Raw genomic sequence first — 16151 nt, forward strand, 5'->3', positions numbered from 1 at the left:
CGCAAGCGGGCCGCCCCACGCTCACAGCGCCGCCCGCCCGGCACCGGCGGCGTTGACCGATGCGGGGCAAGCTGCGATTGTCCCATGGTGAGGGGTAGGGCCACGGGGGAGCATACCTCCGGGCAATTTCGGACCGGGCAGGCCCATGAGCGACGGACACGCGGGGGCGCAGGGATGCGCATAACCGCCGTAACATGCGTGAAAAACGAGGGCCCGTTCCTGCTGGAATGGGTGGCCTACAACCGCCTTCTCGGGGTCACCGACTTCCTGATCTATTCCAACGATTGCAGCGACGGCACCGACGCGCTTCTCGACGCGCTGGCGCCTTGGGGCGTGGTGCACCTGCCCAACCCGGCCACCGGGCGCAACTACCAGATGGAGGCGCTGAAGCACGCCCGGAAGCAGCCGGTCGTCAGGCAGGCGGACTGGGTCTGGGTGGCGGATGTGGACGAGTTCCTCAACATCCACGCGGGCGACCACACCATCCCGGCGCTGGTCGACGCCTGCGGCGATCCGCAGGCGATCTCGGTCAGCTTCCAGTTCTTCGCCAATGACGGCGTCGAGCGCTTCGAGGACCGCCCGGTGATCGGGCAGTTCAGCCGCTCGCACAATCCCGACCTCTGGTGCGCCGAGAGCGCGATCGAGGTCAAAACACTGGTGCGAAACGATTTCCCGCTGCACTATTACGGCGCACACCGGCCCTTTCATCGCGTGACCGAAGGCGCCGAACCGCCGCGCTGGACCGATGGCTCGGGCCGCGAGGTGCCGCGGAAATTCCTCGTCGCGGCCAACACGCGCCGCATCCGCAAGTTCCCCGCTGCCGGTGCCCGGCGCCATGCCACGCTGAACCACTACGCGCTGCGCTCGCTCGACAGCTACCTCGTGAAGACCGACCGCGGCGACGTGAACCGCGAGGGCCGCGCCTTCGATGACACCTACTGGCGCGAGCGCAACGACCGGGCCTATGAGGACCGCTCGATCCAGCGCCACCTCCCGGCGCTGGAAGCGGCCTTGCAAGAGATGAAGGCCGGACCGCTCGGAGCGCTGCACGAGGAAGCGGTACGCCGCCACCGTGCCAAGCGCGACGACCTGATGGCGCAGCCCGCCTATGCCAAGATGCGCGCCCATCTTAAGGCCCTGCCGACGCTGCCGCCGGGAGAGCTCGAGCTGATGCGCGAACTGGGGATGGCGCCATGAGCGTGCGGGTGATCAATCTCGGCCTGCCCAAGACCGGCACGACCACGCTCGGCCTGGCGCTCGAACAGGCCGGGCTGCGGGTGGCGGATTTCAAGCTGCGCCGCCGGACCTGCCCGGACAAGACCATCGCCGGCAGCTTCGTCGCGCGGCAACTCTATGACGGCTATTACGGCTCGGGCGATCCGCTGGAGAAGCTCGGGGCCTTCGATGCGCTGGCTGAGATATCGGTGTTAAATCGAGATCTATGTCTCTGGCCGCAAACGGATTTCGGACTTATCCAGAGCCTGCGCGAGCGCCATCCCGAGCTGCGCTTCGTGGCCTCGTATCGCGATCCCGAGGCCACCGCGCACTCGATGCTGCGCTGGTCGGACCTTGGCAGCGACCGCCTGCCGTCAGGCAACATCCCCGGCCTGCCGCGCGGCTATGGCGAGACCCGTCTGCAACGCGCGCAATGGGTGGCGCAGCACTATGCCTTCCTGCGCGCGATCTTTGCCGAGGACCCGCGCTTTCTCGAGTACGATATCGACGATCCGACCGCGCCCGAGCGGCTTTCGGCGCATCTGGGGATCGAGCTGCCATGGTGGGGAAAAGCCAACGAGAACAGGTCGATGCCCCGGGAGGATGCTGAGTGAAGATCATCGTGCATATCGGACCCGACGGCGCTACCTCCGACCGCCTGCAACGGGTGCTGCACCCCAAGCGCGACCAGCTGAGGTCAAAGGGCGTGCTTTATGCCCGCACCCCTGGGGCCAAGAACCACACGCGGCTCTTCATGGCGGTGAACGCGCCCGAGGCGGTCGGCACCCTGCGCTTCAACCGGGGGTTCATCACCCCCGCGGCGCAGGCGGCCCTGCGCGTTGAGGTGGCGCAGCAGCTGGCCGACGAGGTCGCCCAGACCCGCCCAGACACGCTGATCCTGTCGGCGCACCAGTTTGGATCAACGCTCTCATCCCATAATGAAATCAACGATCTGAAAGAAATACTTCAACCGATATCGGAAGACATCGAGATCGTCGCCCATATCGACGATCCGGCCAGAATGCTGGTGAGCCGCTACACCGCGCAGCTGTTCGAAGGGCGCAGCCGTTCGCTCGATCTCGAGCTTGGGCTGCTGGCGGAAGACAACTGGTGGGAGGCGGCCCGCGCCACGCATCCCGCCCCGGATCCGCAGGCCGGTCGTTTTTCCGAGGTTCAGGGCGCGGTGCACTGGCTGGATTTCAGGCGTCTGCAACAGGCGTGGGAGGCGGTGTTCGGTGCGGGCCGCCTGCGCTTTCGCTCGCTCGATCCGTCTCTGCTCTATTCCGAGGCCGCCACCGAGGAAATCCGCGCCGCCTTCGGCATTACCGAGACCATCGGCAAGGCCGCGCCCGAGCGGGTGCCCGCGTCGCCCTCTGCGGCATGGATGGCGCGCTGCCGCCAGATGAACGACGTGCTCCTGCGCCTTCTGGCGAAGCGCGAGACCATCCTGCCACGGCCGCTCTGGCGCAAGATGCTGGGCGAGATCAAGGTGCATGGCGCGCCCATCGACCCGAGCAGCCTGCACGCGGTCTCCGAACGCTTTGCGCAAGACCTCGCAGCGCTCTCAGCCGCGCATCCCGGCCTCGATCCCGCTCACCTTGCGCCCCCGCCCAAAGCCGTGCCGTGGCAGGAGGCGGACCCGACCCTCGGCTTCCGCGCGACGCAGTATCTCATGGCCTTCCGCTGGCGCATCGCGCAGGCCAGCAAGGAGGCGGAGGCCGAAAAGGCGCCCGCGATCGCCGCCCTTGCCAAGCCCACACCTGCGCCCGCACCGACGCCCGCGATGCCCAAGCTCTCGCCCTGGGCCGAGCGCTTCCTGCCCGACCTCGCGAAGCAGAACGTGGCCAAGCTGCAGCGCTCGCCCTTCCGTCCGCACAACCGCCTCGGGCGCGTCGACGAAGAGGTCGCAGCCGCGCCCTACGCCCCGGCCTCGCGCCAGAGCCCCGCGCGCGGCACCGGCAACGTCATCGTCGGCTGCATGAAGAACGAGGCGCCCTACATTCTCGAATGGGTCGCCTATCACCGCGCCGTGGGGTTCGACACGTTCCTGATCTACAGCAACGGTTGCGAGGACGGCACCGCGCAGATCCTCGACAGGCTGCAGGCGATGGGCGTGCTTGAGCATCGCGACAATGACGGGTGGCGAGGCAAGTCGCCGCAGCAGCACGCGCTCGACCGCTCGCTCAAGGAGCCGGTGCTTCGAGATGCCGACTGGATCGCGCATATCGACGTCGACGAGTTCGTCAACATCCGCTGCGGCAATGGCACGCTGAGCGATCTGTTCGACCGCGTGCCCGATGCCAGCAACATCGCAATGACCTGGCGGCTCTTCGGCCACAATGGCGTGACCCGACTCGAAGATCGCTTCGTGATCGATCAGTTCGACACCTGCGCCCCGAAATTCTGCCCCAAGCCGCACACGGTCTGGGGCTTCAAGACGCTGTTCCGCAACATCGGCGCCTACGGCAAGATCTCGTGCCACCGCCCCAACAAGCTGGCCGAGGGCTTCGAAGATAAGGTGAAATGGGTCAACGGTTCCGGCGCCGACATGACCTGCGAGGCGCTCCGCAACGGATGGCGCAATTCCAAGAAGACCATCGGCTACGATCTGGTGCAGCTCAACCACTACGCCCTGCGCAGCGCCGAGAGCTTCCTGATCAAGCGCCAGCGCGGGCGGGCGCTGCATGTGGACCGCTCGATCGGGCTGAACTACTGGATCCGGATGGACTGGGACGGCGCGCGCGACCTGACCATCAAGCGCAACCTGCCCCGCCTCCGAGCCGAGTTTGACCGGCTTCTCGCCGATCCCGAACTCAGGCGCCTGCATGTGGCCGGAGTCGCTTGGCACAAGGCCAAGGCCGAGGAGTTGCACAAGACGCCGGAGTTCGAAGAACTCTACCAGCAGGCTCTCGCCCTGCGCCTGACCGAAACCGAGCGGGTGGCCTATGCTCTCGCCCTTGATCTGGAGAGCTGAGAGATGGATGGCGACGGCCCCAAGACCCCGTTCCTGCGCTCGCGCGGGCTCAAGATTCCCAAGCATCCGCAGATCACCACCGGCCGGGTGCGCGGCGCGATCCGCGACGAGACCTACGAGCGCAAGGAATGCGACGCGGTCTCGCGCGTGGTGCACGAGGGCGACCGGGTGCTCGAGCTGGGCGGCGGCATCGGCTACATGTCGACGCTGCTCTCGGTCAGGCGCAAGGTGGCGCGCGTGGTGAGCTACGAGGCCAACCCGGCGCTGATCGCCTATATCGCGAGCGTCCATGCAGCCAACGAGGTGACAAACGTCGAGGTCCGCAATGCGCTGCTGACCGCCGAGGGCGGCGAGCCGGTGGACTTCCACGTGAGGCGCAATTTCCTCGGCTCCTCGATGGATCGCGAAGCCGATCCCGAGAGTATCACCAAAACTGTGAAGATCGACCAGCATCGGCTCTCGGACGTGCTCGAGGAGGTGCAGCCCGAGGTGCTGGTCTGCGACATCGAGGGGGCCGAGGCGGATCTGCTGCCGGCGGGCGACTGGTCGCGCCTGCGCTGCGCCATCATCGAGCTGCACCCGCAATGGATCGGCCAGAGCGGCGTTCAGGCCGTCTTCGATGCCATGCACCGCGCCGGGCTCACCTATTTTCCCAAGGCCTCCGAGGCGAAGGTGGTCACCTTCCGGAAAGGCTGGTGAGCGCGTGAAGATCACCGCGGTTCTCTGCGTCCGCAACGAGGGCGCCTTCCTGCTCGACTGGCTGGCGCATCATCTGGCCTGCGGCATCACCCACGTCGTGGCGCTGTCGAATGATTGCGACGACGGCACCGACGCGCTCCTCGACCGGCTCGAGGCGCTCGGCCACGTCACCCACATCCGCAATGACGGCCCCTACGACAAGGGCGGCATCCAGTTCACCGGGCTGAAGCTTGCCGACAGGAGCGCCGCGGTGCGGGAAGCCGACTGGCTGCTGGCGCTCGACGTGGACGAGTTCGTCAACGTGCATGTGGGCGGGCGCACTCTGCCCGAGCTGATCGCCGCCCTGCCCGAGGCGGATGCCATCACCCTGACCTGGCGGCTTTTCGGCAATGCCGGGGTGCTGCGCTACGCCGACCGCCCGGTGCCCGAGCAGTTCACCCGCGCCGCGCCGGTGGCGATGGTCTGGCCGTGGCGCTCGGCGATGTTCAAGACGCTCTACCGCAACGATGGCACCTACGCGAAGCTCGGCGTGCATCGCCCGCGCAGCCCCGACCCCGCCCGCGCGGACGCAGCGCGCTGGTTCGACGGCGAGGGCCGCGCGCTTGACGCGCAGTTCCGCACGCGGCGGATCTTTTCCAATTACGGGCGCTCGAACTACGCGCTGGCACAGCTCAACCACTACCCACTCGGCGCCATGGAGAGCTACGTGCTGAAGGCCGATCGCGGGCGCGCGGTGCATTCCGACCATCTGCTCGGCCTCGACTACTGGGTCGAGCGCAACTTCAACACCGACGAGGACCAAACCATCCTCGCATTGGCGCCGCAGGTGGCCGAGCGGCGCGCCGCGCTGGCCGCCGATGCCGAGCTCGGGCGCCTGCACGCGGCGGCGGTGGCGTGGCGGCAGGCGCGCTTCGAGGCGTTGATGCTGCAAGAGCCCTATCGGGCGCTGCTCGGGCGGCTGCTGATGACGCCGCCGAGCCAGCCCTTGGCGCCCCGGACCGCCTCGGTGCTGCATCAGTTCGCGCAGCGCGCCCGGTCGGCAGAGGACGAAACGCAGCCGCAGAACGGCAACCTTTGAGAGAAACGCTGCTTTTTCGACAATTGGGGCGGACAATCTTACCGCGAATTCAGCATAATTTCGCCAAAAACGAAGAACACTATTTCCACCAGCAAGAAGAGCCGCAACACTGCGGGTTCCAGATAGATGGCAGGCACAGATGCAGGATCAGACAGATCTTTCCGCGGTCGATCTCAGCGGACTCGAGCGCAAGCAGTGGATCCGCCGGATCTCGGAGATCGGCGAGAGCGACGGGTTCACCGAACCCCTCGGCGCGCAGCATCACGCGGTTTTCGTCGAACGCGGCGACACGCTTCTGGTCAGCTTTGAATCCGCGCCCGGCATCGACGCGCTGTCCGAAACCGCAACGCCGCTGGGCTGGGAGATGGCGCGCAACTGCGACTGGTCGTCGCTGACGGTGCTGTGCACCGCCGACACGTGGTTCCGCGACGCGGCGGTCTACACGTTCTTCGACCAACTGCTCGATGATGGCTTCTTCGACGATTTCGAGACTGTGGTGTTTTATGGCGCCGGGCCCTGCGGCTATGCGGCCGCGGCCTATTCGGTGACCGCTCCCGGCGCCCGGGTGGTGATGCTGCAGCCGCAGGCCACGCTCGATCCCCGCGTTACTGAATGGGACGAGCGCTTCACCGAGATGCGGCGCACCGACTTCACCTCGCGCTTCGGCTACGCCCCCGACATGATCGACGCGGCTGAGCGGGCCTATCTGCTGTACGATCCGCGCGAGCGCTTCGATGCGATGCACGCGGCGCTTTTCACCCGGCCCAATGTCGAGCGCCTCCGCCTGCCCTTCATGGGCAGCGCGCTGCAGGGCGACCTGCTCGATCTCGAGCTTCTGGGGCCGCTGCTCAGCGCCGCCGCCGAGGATCGTCTCGAAAGGCTGAGCTTTGCCAAGATGATGCGCGCCCGGCGCGACCACCCGCCGTATCTGCGCAAGCTGCTGATGCGGCTCGAGGGCGACGGGCGCATGAGACTGGCCGAGGCGCTTTGCGAGAACGTCACCAGACGGATGGACGCGCCGCGCTTCCGCCGCCGTCTCGCCGCGCTGCGCGCCAAGCGCTCGCGGCCCGATCAAGGCGAACAGACCGCACCGGACGAACAGGGCGAACAGATCCCCGCCGAGGCCTGAGCCGCCTCAGGCGGAGATGGCGCGCAGCGCCCTCGCCCGCGCCGGCGGGATCGCGGCAACCTCGACGCCGGTAAAGACATGCAGCGTGTTCATCGCGCGGTCGACGACGGCGTGATCGCTCACCCAGCCCCCCATGCCCAGATAGGTGCGCAGGAGCGGCGGGATCAACGGCATCGCCTGCCGGGCATCGGCGCCCTCCTGCGGAAACTCACAGGTCTCGGCCGCCCGGCGCCCGATCTGCCAGCGCGCCGGCGCCAGATGCCGCGCGGCGAGATGCGCGAAGGCCGGCGCGAAGGGCGCGGGATCGGTACCGGCAAAGCTTGCGCAACCGAAGAGCAGCCCCGCCCCGCCTCGATCCACCAGCGCGGTGATCGCGCCCCAGGCGAGCCGCAGCACATCGGGATCCCCGCATCCGGGGCGCAGGCAGAACCGTCCCAGCTCGAGCATGGGGCCGCCGAACGCTTCGAGCCGCGACAGGTCATAGAACTGGCCGGAATAGCTTGTGCCGATGGCGGCGCCATCGTCGAGCCAGAGATAGCGGAAACAGGCCAGCAGCGTGCCCTCGCCGGTCCCCTCGATCAGCACGTGCCGGCAGAGCGGGTCGAACGCATCGACATCGGCAGGCCCCTCCGGGCCGAAGAACGCACGACCGCGCAAGGCCTGCGCCCGGCTCAGATCCTCTGGGTCCAAGGCCAGCCGTACGCGGTAGCGTCCGCGCTGCAGCAGGACGCCGCCGCTCTCTGCCGCGCCGTCGCTCTCCCCGAAGGTTGCCACGGCGCGCGCCCGTTACTGCTGGGTGAACTGGTCGAGAGAGATGCCGCCGATATTGCCAAAGAGCTTGCGGATGAAGCTCAGCTCGCCATCGGTGGTCCGGGTGACGCGGCGCGTGAGCGGCACCACATTGCCATCCTCGAGCCCGTAGCGGGTGATGTTCTGGACCACGTCGTTGGCGTCGAAGCTGACCGCCAGCACCTCGCGGTTGACCACCTGCGGGGCCTGCCAGGCGAACTGGCGCATCTCGGATTCGATGTAGTAGAACCCTCCATCGTTGGCCACGCCCGAGGCGGACGGCACGCCGATCACGTCTTCCACGGTGCCGCGGGTGTCGACGCCGGGCACGATCTCCTGCAGATCTTCTTCCGAGGGCACATAGCCATGCGTCCGGTACTGCGCGCTGCACGCGGACAGCCCGAGAACGGCCACCAATGCCACGATCGCCGGAATTGCGGGTTTTGCCATCTGCTGCGCCTTGCCTGTTGTCTTGGCCCTTGCGGGTTTCTATCCCCGATTACATAACCAAGCCAAGCCCTTCAAGCAAAGGAAAGGCAGCGATATGAGCCAATCCGGTTCCACCCCCGAACGGCTGCGCGTGGCCGCACTGCGCACCAACCAGCCAACCACGTTCGACCTGCGACCAGACGAGGCGCGCCGCGACGCGCTCGCCGCAGAGCTCGGCCTGCTCGGTCTGAAGAAACTGCGCCTCGCCGGCGAGATCCGGCCCGAGGGGCGCGATGCGTGGCGTCTTGAGGCCACCATCGGCGCCACCGTCACCCAGCCCTGCGTCGTCACCCTCGCCCCGGTCACCACGCGCATCGACGAGCCGGTCTCGCGGCACTGGCGCCCCGAGGAAGAGTTCCCCTCGGTTCCCGAGGGCGCCGAGGTCGAGATGACCGACGACGAGACCGACCCCCTGCCCGGTGTCATCGACCTTGGCGCGGTGATGGCCGAGGCGCTGTCGCTGGCGCTGCCGCTCTACCCCCATGCCGAGGGCGCAGAGGCCGCCGCCGAGGCGCTCGACGAGCAGGCCGCCCCGTCTCCGGAGGACGAACGCCCGAATCCCTTCGCCGCGCTTGCGGGCCTGCGCGACCAGCTGAAGCGCGATACGGAGGATGACGAGGGCGGCGAAAACCGCTAAGCACGCCGACAGGCGCGCGAAATAACGCTTGCGGTTTCGCAGGAAACTCCTATTTTCGCGCCTTCATCGGAATTCTGGGTTGCCATCTCCGGGTCTATGCGACTATGAGGCCGGGCACGCCCGAACGGAACGGGCAACGAATTGCCCCCACACGCGAAAGATCGAGGTTGAGACATGGCTGTCCAACAGAACAAAGTATCCAAATCGCGCCGCAACAACCGCCGGGCGCACGACGCCCTCACTGCGGCGAACCCCAACGAGTGCGACAACTGCGGTGAGCTCAAGCGCCCGCACCATGTCTGCCCGTCCTGCGGCCACTACGGTGAGCGCGAGGTCGTGGCCATGGCCGACGAAATCGAGCTGGACGAAGACGCAGCCTGAAACCGTCTGAAGGCCAGTGCCGCATGACCTCCGAACTGGATAACTCGCAGGCACGCGGACCGATCGTCCTATCCATCGACGCCATGGGCGGAGATCGCGGGCCGGCAACCATCGTTGCCGGCCTCGCCGCCTTTGCGCAGCGAAACAAGCAGGCGAACTTCATTCTGCACGGTCCCGCCGATCAGCTCACCCCGCTGGTCGAAAAGCGCAAGCTGGGCAAGCGGGTCGAGATCCGCGACGCGCAGGGTGTCGTCTCGATGGAGGACAAGCCGAGCCACGTGATGCGCAACGGGCAGGACACTTCGATGTGGTCCGCGCTCGATTCGGTGCGCAACGGCGAGGCGACGGTCGCGGTGTCCTGTGGCAATACCGGCGCGCTGATGCTGCTGTCGATGGTGCGCCTGCGCAAGCTGCCCGGCGTCAACCGTCCCGCCATTGCCGTGCTCTGGCCGTCAAAGAACCCGCAGGGGTTCAACGTCATGCTCGACGTCGGCGCCGACATCCGCGCCGATGCCGACGACCTTCTGAAATACGCCCTCATGGGTGCCTCCTACGCGCGCAACGGGCTGTCGCTCGAGCGTCCGCGCGTGGGCCTGCTCAACGTGGGCACCGAGGAGCACAAGGGCCGCCCCGAGCTCAAGCAGGCGCATGAGCTGATTTCGCAGGCCGCCGAGAGCAACAATTTCGAATTCGTCGGCTTCGCCGAAGGCGGCGACATTCCCGGCGACCGCTGCGACGTGGTTGTCACCGACGGCTTCACCGGCAATATCGCGCTCAAGACCGGCGAAGGCACCGCCTCGCTGATCGGACAGTTCCTGCGCGAGGCGTTCGCCTACTCGCCGCTGTCGCGCGTGGCCGCCCTGCTTGCCCTGACCTCGCTCAAACGGCTTCAGGCCCGCATCGACCCGCGCCGCAAGAACGGCGGCGTGTTCCTCGGTCTCAACGGCACCGTCGTGAAGAGTCACGGCGCCGCCGACGCGACCGGTGTGGCAGCCGCCGTCGAACTGGCCTACGATCTGGCGCAATCGGGCTTTGGCGACCGACTCGCCGCCCGCATCGCATCGGCGGCGAGCAGCGCCGAAGAGAGCGCCGCCAAAGCTGGCGCCGAGCAGGAAAAAGACGGAACGAATCCATGACCATACGCGCGCAGGTGGCGGGGATCGGGCATTATCTGCCCGAGCGCATTGTCCCCAATGCCGAGTTCGAAAAGACCCTCGACACGTCGGATGAATGGATTCGGACACGGTCGGGGATCGAGCGCCGTCACTTCGCCGCCGACGGCCAGACCACCTCGGACCTCGCCAGCCGCGCCGCTCAGGCCGCGCTGGCCGATGCCGGGCTGGAGGCCTCTGATATCGACGCGCTGATCGTCGCCACGTCGACGCCGGACCTGACCTTCCCCTCCGTCGCCACCATGGTGCAGGCCAAGCTGGCGATGCAGACCGGCTTTGCCTTCGACGTGCAGGCGGTCTGCGCCGGCTTCGTCTACGCGCTCACCAACGCCAATGCGCTGATCACGTCGGGCACGGCCCGCCGGGTGATGGTGATCGGTGCCGAGACCTTCTCGCGCATCCTCGACTGGCAAGACCGCTCCACCTGCGTGCTCTTCGGCGACGGCGCCGGTGCGCTGATCCTCGAGGCGCAGGAGACCGCCGGCACCTCGGACGATCGCGGCATCCTCGCCGTCGACCTGCATTCCGACGGCCGCTACCGCGACCTTCTCTATGTCGATGGCGGCGTCAGCACCAATTCGATCGGCCATCTGCGCATGGAGGGCAAAGAAGTCTTCCGCCACGCGGTGAGCAAGCTCGCCGCCACCGCCGAAGCCGCCCTCGGCAAGGCCGGGCTCGACGCCTCCGATATCGACTGGGTGGTCCCGCACCAGGCCAACATCCGCATCATCGCCGGCACCGCCAAGAAGCTTGGCCTGCCGATGGAGAAGGTCGTGGTGACGGTTCAGGATCACGGCAACACCTCTGCCGCCTCGATCCCGCTGGCGCTGTCGGTCGCGAATTCCGAGGGTAAGTTCAAGCCGGGCGATCTGCTGATCACCGAGGCGATCGGCGGCGGCCTCGCCTGGGGTGCCGTGGCGCTGCGCTGGTAGGCATGATTTCACGCTCTTTTCACGTCTGACACCGCGCTTTCAAGTGCTTGATATTGACTCGGAAATTTCCCGCCCCCATGCTTGGGCGAAACCGGGAGGGATGGGATGAGCGAAAAGACCCTAACGCGCATGGACCTGAGCGAAGCGGTGTTCCGCGAGGTCGGCCTGTCGCGGAACGAGAGCGCCGAGCTCGTGGAATCGGTGCTCCAGCACATGTCCGACGCGCTGGTGCGCGGCGAACAGGTGAAGATTTCGTCCTTTGGCACCTTCTCGGTGCGGGACAAGGCGGCGCGCGTGGGCCGCAACCCGAAGACCGGCGAAGAGGTGCCGATCCAGCCGCGCCGCGTGCTGACCTTCCGGCCCTCGCACCTGATGAAAGAGCAGGTCGCCGAAGGCAACAAGAGGTAAGACCGCATGAGCAAGTCCCGCGACGCGTTCCGCACCATCAGTGAGGTCGCGGACCTTCTCGACACGCCCGCGCATGTCCTGCGGTTCTGGGAAAGCAAGTTCACGCAGGTGAAGCCGGTCAAGCGCGCCGGCGGGCGGCGCTATTACCGCCCTGCCGACATCTCGCTGCTCTCCGGCATCCGGACTTTGCTCTACGACGACGGCCTGACCATCAAGGGCGTGCAGAAGGTGCTGCGCGAACAGGGGGTCAAACACGTCGCCGCCCTCGCCCCGCTGCAGCTTGACGAACCCGAAGAGACCGACGCCGACGCCATCGAGGACGCCCCCTTCATCGAGGCGCAGGCCGAGAGCGGCACGGTTCTGCCCTTCGCGCCGATGACCGCCCCGCGGGGCGCCGAGGCGCCGGTTGCTGCGGTCACTCCACAGGGCGAACTTGCGCAATCGCCGCAGACGGCCACTTCTGAGGCCGACGAGCCTGCGGTGCCGGTGGCAGAGGCTGAAGCGCCGATGCCCGACGCCGAGGCGCCGGCGGCTGAGGCTGAGGCTGAGGCTGAGGCTGAGATGGTGGCGGATATCATCGTCGAAACCGAGGCCGAGCCCCACGAAGAACCTTACACCGACGTCCACGGTACCGAGCACGTCGAGGCGACGGCAGAGAGGTCGCCCGAGAGTTCTCTTTCCGAAACGCCGAGCGCCCCCTTCGCCGAAATGGCCGAAGACGGCCCGACGATCGCCGAACAGGATGGCCCGGTGCCGGATTTCCTCGCGCATTCGCTTGAGGATCGGCAGGCGGATGCCGCCTCCACCCCGACCGAGCCGTCCGACGACGAGACCCGCGCGCCCGATGAGGCCACCCCAACGTTCGACACCCTGCCCGAGCAGCCTTACGGCGCACATCCAGAGCCGAACGCCGAGCCCGCCGAGGCGCCGGAGGCGCCCGTGATGGCGCAAGATGCGCCCGCGGCCTTCGATGCGCCGCAGGACTCGCCCGCCGATCCCGTGGAAACCGACGCAACCGCCCCAGCCGAGGCGCCTGAGCCCGTCAGCCGTGCGCTGCCGGATCTCCCCGATCTCGCGGCCCTGCCCGTCCCACCGGCCGGGGCGCTGCGCCATATCGCCCGGCTCGACCGGCTCGGGGTCGCCGAGGCACAAGCGCTTGCAGCTCCGGTTGCGGCGCTGCGCGATTGGCTCGCGCGCTCGGACAACCCCGCGCGACAGTGATCGCAGGGCGCGCCGATTTTCCTGCAGAATCGACTTGCCCCTGCCGTCAAAACCGGTATGAACCGCACACCAAGTCGGGCTATGGCGCAGCCTGGTAGCGCGTCCGTCTGGGGGACGGAAGGTCGCAGGTTCGAGTCCTGCTAGCCCGACCAAAATACCCCGCACAGAACCCCGTGTGTTCCAAGGCCTTGCGGCCTCGGGCGGCGGGTTTTTGTCGTTCCCTCGCCCGCCCCGGCTTGCTAAGGACAGCAAACGCAACGAGGGGACAGGCATGACCGGGGTGCTCGCCAGCCAGCAGATCGAAACCATGATCGCCGAGGGTGCGATCCGCCTGTCGCAGCCGATGGCCGAGGGGCAGATCCAGCCCGCCAGCCTCGATCTGCGGCTCGGCACGGAGGCGATCCGGGTGCGGGCCTCGTTCCTTGCCGGTGGAGGCCGCAGCGTGGCCGACCGGCTGGCGGAGTTCGAGATGCACCGGGTCGACCTCACCGCCGGCGCGGTGCTGGAGAAAGGCTGCGTCTACGTCGTTCCGCTGCTCGAAGACCTGTCGCTGCCCGAGGGCGTCAACGCGGTGGCCAACGCCAAAAGCTCCACCGGGCGGCTCGACCTGCTGACCCGCACCATCACCGACGGCGGCACCGAGTTCGACCGCGTGAGCGCCGGCTACACCGGTCCGCTCTATGCCGAGATCTGCCCGCGCAGCTTCTCGGTCCTGGCGCGCACGGGGATGCGGCTGAACCAGATCCGCTTCCGCAACGGCCAGTCGGTGCTCGACGATGCCGAACTCACCGCCCTTCACGCCAGCGACACGCTGGTGACCGGCGGCCCGGCCGTGATCCGCGAGGGGCTCGGCTTTTCCGTCGACTTGAAGCCGCAGGATGGCACGCTGGTCGGATGGCGCGCCAAGCCGCATACCGGACTGATCGATCTGGATCTGCTGGGCCATTACGATCCCGCCGATTTCTGGGACCCGCTTCATTCCGATCGGGGTCAGCTGATCCTCGATCCCGATGCCTTCTACATCCTCGTCAGCCGAGAGGCCGTGCATATCCCGCCCGCCTATGCCGCCGAGATGGCACCCTATCTTGCGATGGTGGGCGAGTTCCGGGTGCACTATGCCGGCTTCTTCGATCCCGGCTTCGGCCATGCGGGCGCCGGTGGCACCGGTTCACGCGGGGTGCTCGAGGTGCGCTGCCACGAGGCGCCCTTCGTGCTCGAGCATGGGCAGGTGGTGGGCCGTCTGGTTTATGAGCGCATGGATGAGCTGCCCGAGCAACTCTACGGCGCCGGCATCGCCTCGAATTACCAGGGCCAGGGTCTGAAGCTCTCGAAGCACTTCCGCGCCTGACCGCGCCGTCGGCGGCCCCCGCACAGGGATGACCGGTAGGCAGGCCGGGCCTCACCGTTGCCCTCGGAAGGCGGCTCAACGGCGCGCGCGGCAGGCTTTTTCCAAACACGCCTCGCCCGAGAGCAAACCTTCGCGCTACGCGCGCCAGAACCACGCGGTTTAAGCAGACCCGAATGCCCCGCGCACCAGAACCACGCGGTTAGAGCGAGCGCTTAGGCCACGCGCGCCAGAACCACGCGGTTGCAGCCCGCGCGTTCGGCTTCGCGCAGGGCACCCTGTGCACGGGTGAGCGCCGGACCGAAGGCCGTGTCGCCACGGCGCGAACAGGCGGCGCCCACCGAGATCGTCACCCCGGGAAGGCTGTGTTCGAGCCCGCGCGCCGCGCTCAGCAGGTGTGCGGCGCGAGGCTCGATTTCGTCGCCGGACATGTTGCGGATCAGGATCGTCAGACTCTCATCCGTGCCCAGCGTCAGCACCTCCTCCGGGCGCAGCACATCCCGCAGGCGGGCGGCCAGCTTCGTCAGCGTCGAGACCCGCGGCTCAGGGCCCGTCCCGTCCCGCTCACCCTCGGCGCTTTCGAATCCGACCAGAACGACCCCGACCGGGGCGGTCGCGCCGAAGGTCGCCATGAAGAGCCGCGCCATTTCCGGGCCGTATAGGCCGCTCTCCGGATCGCGCAGCAGCGCTTGCGCCACCGCGCCGCGGCGATGCGCAAAGAGCTTGCGGCGCGATTCCGCCAGCATGGCGAGGTAAAGCACCAGCATGAACACGCCCACTGACGAGAGCACCATGACGAAGAACATGGTCAGAGAATGGAACGCCGGTTCGACGAACCTCAGAATGACGCCGCAAACCGCCAGCCAGCCGACCCAGAGCAGCAGCAGGCGGCGGGCCGCCCGACCTACCGGCGTGTTGCCTATGGTCGACCGCAGCAGCGGTCGTCGCATAAAGCGCAGCATCCCGGCGGTGCCAAGCGCCAGCAGCATGACGCTTGTGGGCAAGGACATGGCACCGAACATCAGCGGCTCGGCGAACAGATAGCCGCACAGGCCAAGGAACGGCAGCGCCATCGCCATCATCGTGAGCCCGAACGGCGCCTCGCGCAGACGCCCGAAGCAAAGCTGGCCGAGCGCAAGCAGGATGAACGACAGCGCCGTGTTCACCCCCATTTCGCCGGCACCGATCCTGATGCTCTGTACGTGAAGCACCTGCGCCCCGACGGCGACGGCAATGACCATGCCCCAGAGCGCCGCCTCAAGCCGTGTCACCGTGCGCAGCGGCGTCTGCATCGAGGTCGCCGCGAGCGCCAGCATCGTGGCGAACACGGTCGGGATCGAGAAGACGGAGACGCCGACCGGGGCGTAGAGGCCGGGAATGGCGTAAACATGCCCCTCGATCGCCATGAGGCAGAGGAACGCCACGACGCTGAGCGAAGCCCATCGCAGCCAGACCACTCCGCGCAGGGTCGTGTGGGTCGCCGGGATGGCGCTGGCCCGGGTGCTTCCACGCTGGAAGGTGAAGACGGAGGACCGGACAACTGACATGGTTTCATGCTCCCGTAAGGCGTTTGGCATTCCCCGCGTGGAACCGCGAATGGCAACCATACCGCCAACGGCATTGAGCAATCGTGAAAGAAACCGCTCGTATTGCGCCGATCCGATCACGGAGGGATGAGCCGC

The 16151-nt window shown here is 67.4% G+C and carries 16 protein-coding genes and 1 tRNA gene; 14 read left to right on the top strand and 3 right to left on the bottom strand.

What is annotated here, in order from left to right:
* The first annotated feature begins 174 nt into the window (after positions 1-174).
* From LCM15_RS19380 to LCM15_RS19405, 6 genes are all read left to right on the top strand, one after another.
* Positions 175-1197, top strand: a complete 1023-nt coding sequence (locus tag LCM15_RS19380) for a glycosyltransferase family 2 protein (RefSeq protein WP_224859337.1) — start codon at positions 175-177, stop codon at positions 1195-1197.
* Positions 1194-1829 (top strand): sulfotransferase, encoded by a 636-nt coding sequence (locus tag LCM15_RS19385; RefSeq protein WP_224859339.1) that lies wholly within the window; start codon positions 1194-1196, stop codon positions 1827-1829. Before LCM15_RS19380 ends, LCM15_RS19385 begins: the two co-directional genes overlap by 4 nt.
* The gene (locus LCM15_RS19390; RefSeq protein ID WP_224859341.1) at positions 1826-4189 is read left to right on the top strand and encodes a glycosyltransferase family 2 protein; all 2364 of its coding nucleotides are present in this window, start codon (positions 1826-1828) and stop codon (positions 4187-4189) included. The genes LCM15_RS19385 and LCM15_RS19390 overlap by 4 nt, the downstream gene beginning before the upstream one ends.
* 3 nt (positions 4190-4192) lie before the next feature.
* The gene (locus LCM15_RS19395; protein WP_224859343.1) at positions 4193-4888 is read left to right on the top strand and encodes an FkbM family methyltransferase; all 696 of its coding nucleotides are present in this window, start codon (positions 4193-4195) and stop codon (positions 4886-4888) included.
* A gap of 4 nt (positions 4889-4892) precedes the next feature.
* Positions 4893-5966, top strand: coding sequence for a glycosyltransferase family 2 protein (locus tag LCM15_RS19400; protein WP_224859345.1), 1074 nt, complete (start codon positions 4893-4895; stop codon positions 5964-5966).
* A gap of 139 nt (positions 5967-6105) precedes the next feature.
* Positions 6106-7095, top strand: a complete 990-nt coding sequence (locus LCM15_RS19405) for a phosphoadenosine phosphosulfate reductase (protein ID WP_224859346.1) — start codon at positions 6106-6108, stop codon at positions 7093-7095.
* Between the two features lie 6 nt (positions 7096-7101).
* Here LCM15_RS19405 and LCM15_RS19410 read toward each other — a convergent pair whose 3' ends face one another.
* Together LCM15_RS19410 and LCM15_RS19415 are read right to left on the bottom strand one after the other, a co-directional pair.
* Positions 7102-7869, bottom strand: coding sequence for a GNAT family N-acetyltransferase (locus tag LCM15_RS19410; RefSeq protein ID WP_224859348.1), 768 nt, complete (start codon positions 7867-7869; stop codon positions 7102-7104).
* A 12-nt stretch (positions 7870-7881) separates the two neighbouring features.
* Positions 7882-8334, bottom strand: coding sequence for an outer membrane protein assembly factor BamE (locus tag LCM15_RS19415; protein ID WP_224859350.1), 453 nt, complete (start codon positions 8332-8334; stop codon positions 7882-7884).
* A 94-nt stretch (positions 8335-8428) separates the two neighbouring features.
* Between LCM15_RS19415 and LCM15_RS19420 the strand changes: the two genes are divergently transcribed.
* The 8 genes from LCM15_RS19420 (at position 8429) to LCM15_RS19455 (ending at position 14472) form a co-directional block, all read left to right on the top strand.
* The gene (locus tag LCM15_RS19420; protein ID WP_224859352.1) at positions 8429-9010 is read left to right on the top strand and encodes a YceD family protein; all 582 of its coding nucleotides are present in this window, start codon (positions 8429-8431) and stop codon (positions 9008-9010) included.
* A gap of 174 nt (positions 9011-9184) precedes the next feature.
* A complete protein-coding gene (gene rpmF, locus LCM15_RS19425) occupies positions 9185-9391 on the top strand; it encodes a 50S ribosomal protein L32 (RefSeq protein WP_007800883.1) in 207 nt (68 codons plus the stop codon).
* 23 nt (positions 9392-9414) lie between these two features.
* The gene (gene plsX / locus LCM15_RS19430; RefSeq protein ID WP_224859354.1) at positions 9415-10527 is read left to right on the top strand and encodes a phosphate acyltransferase PlsX; all 1113 of its coding nucleotides are present in this window, start codon (positions 9415-9417) and stop codon (positions 10525-10527) included.
* Positions 10524-11495 (top strand): beta-ketoacyl-ACP synthase III, encoded by a 972-nt coding sequence (locus tag LCM15_RS19435; protein WP_224859356.1) that lies wholly within the window; start codon positions 10524-10526, stop codon positions 11493-11495. Before plsX ends, LCM15_RS19435 begins: the two co-directional genes overlap by 4 nt.
* Before the next feature lie 105 nt (positions 11496-11600).
* Positions 11601-11903 carry an integration host factor subunit alpha gene (gene ihfA / locus LCM15_RS19440; RefSeq protein ID WP_040544887.1) on the top strand — a complete coding sequence of 101 codons (303 nt, stop codon included), beginning with the start codon at positions 11601-11603 and terminating at the stop codon, positions 11901-11903.
* 6 nt (positions 11904-11909) lie between these two features.
* Entirely contained in the window at positions 11910-13124 is a 1215-nt protein-coding gene (locus LCM15_RS19445) for a MerR family transcriptional regulator (RefSeq protein ID WP_224859358.1), read from the top strand.
* Between the two features lie 75 nt (positions 13125-13199).
* Positions 13200-13276 (top strand) — tRNA-Pro (locus LCM15_RS19450).
* 119 nt (positions 13277-13395) lie between these two features.
* The gene (locus LCM15_RS19455; protein WP_224859360.1) at positions 13396-14472 is read left to right on the top strand and encodes a 2'-deoxycytidine 5'-triphosphate deaminase; all 1077 of its coding nucleotides are present in this window, start codon (positions 13396-13398) and stop codon (positions 14470-14472) included.
* A gap of 212 nt (positions 14473-14684) precedes the next feature.
* Here LCM15_RS19455 and LCM15_RS19460 read toward each other — a convergent pair whose 3' ends face one another.
* Positions 14685-16016 (bottom strand): GGDEF domain-containing protein, encoded by a 1332-nt coding sequence (locus tag LCM15_RS19460; protein WP_224859371.1) that lies wholly within the window; start codon positions 16014-16016, stop codon positions 14685-14687.
* Positions 16017-16151 lie beyond the last annotated feature (135 nt).

Origin of the sequence: Salipiger bermudensis, from assembly GCF_020171625.1 — a bacterium.
Taxonomy (GTDB): Bacteria; Pseudomonadota; Alphaproteobacteria; order Rhodobacterales; family Rhodobacteraceae; genus Salipiger; species Salipiger bermudensis_B.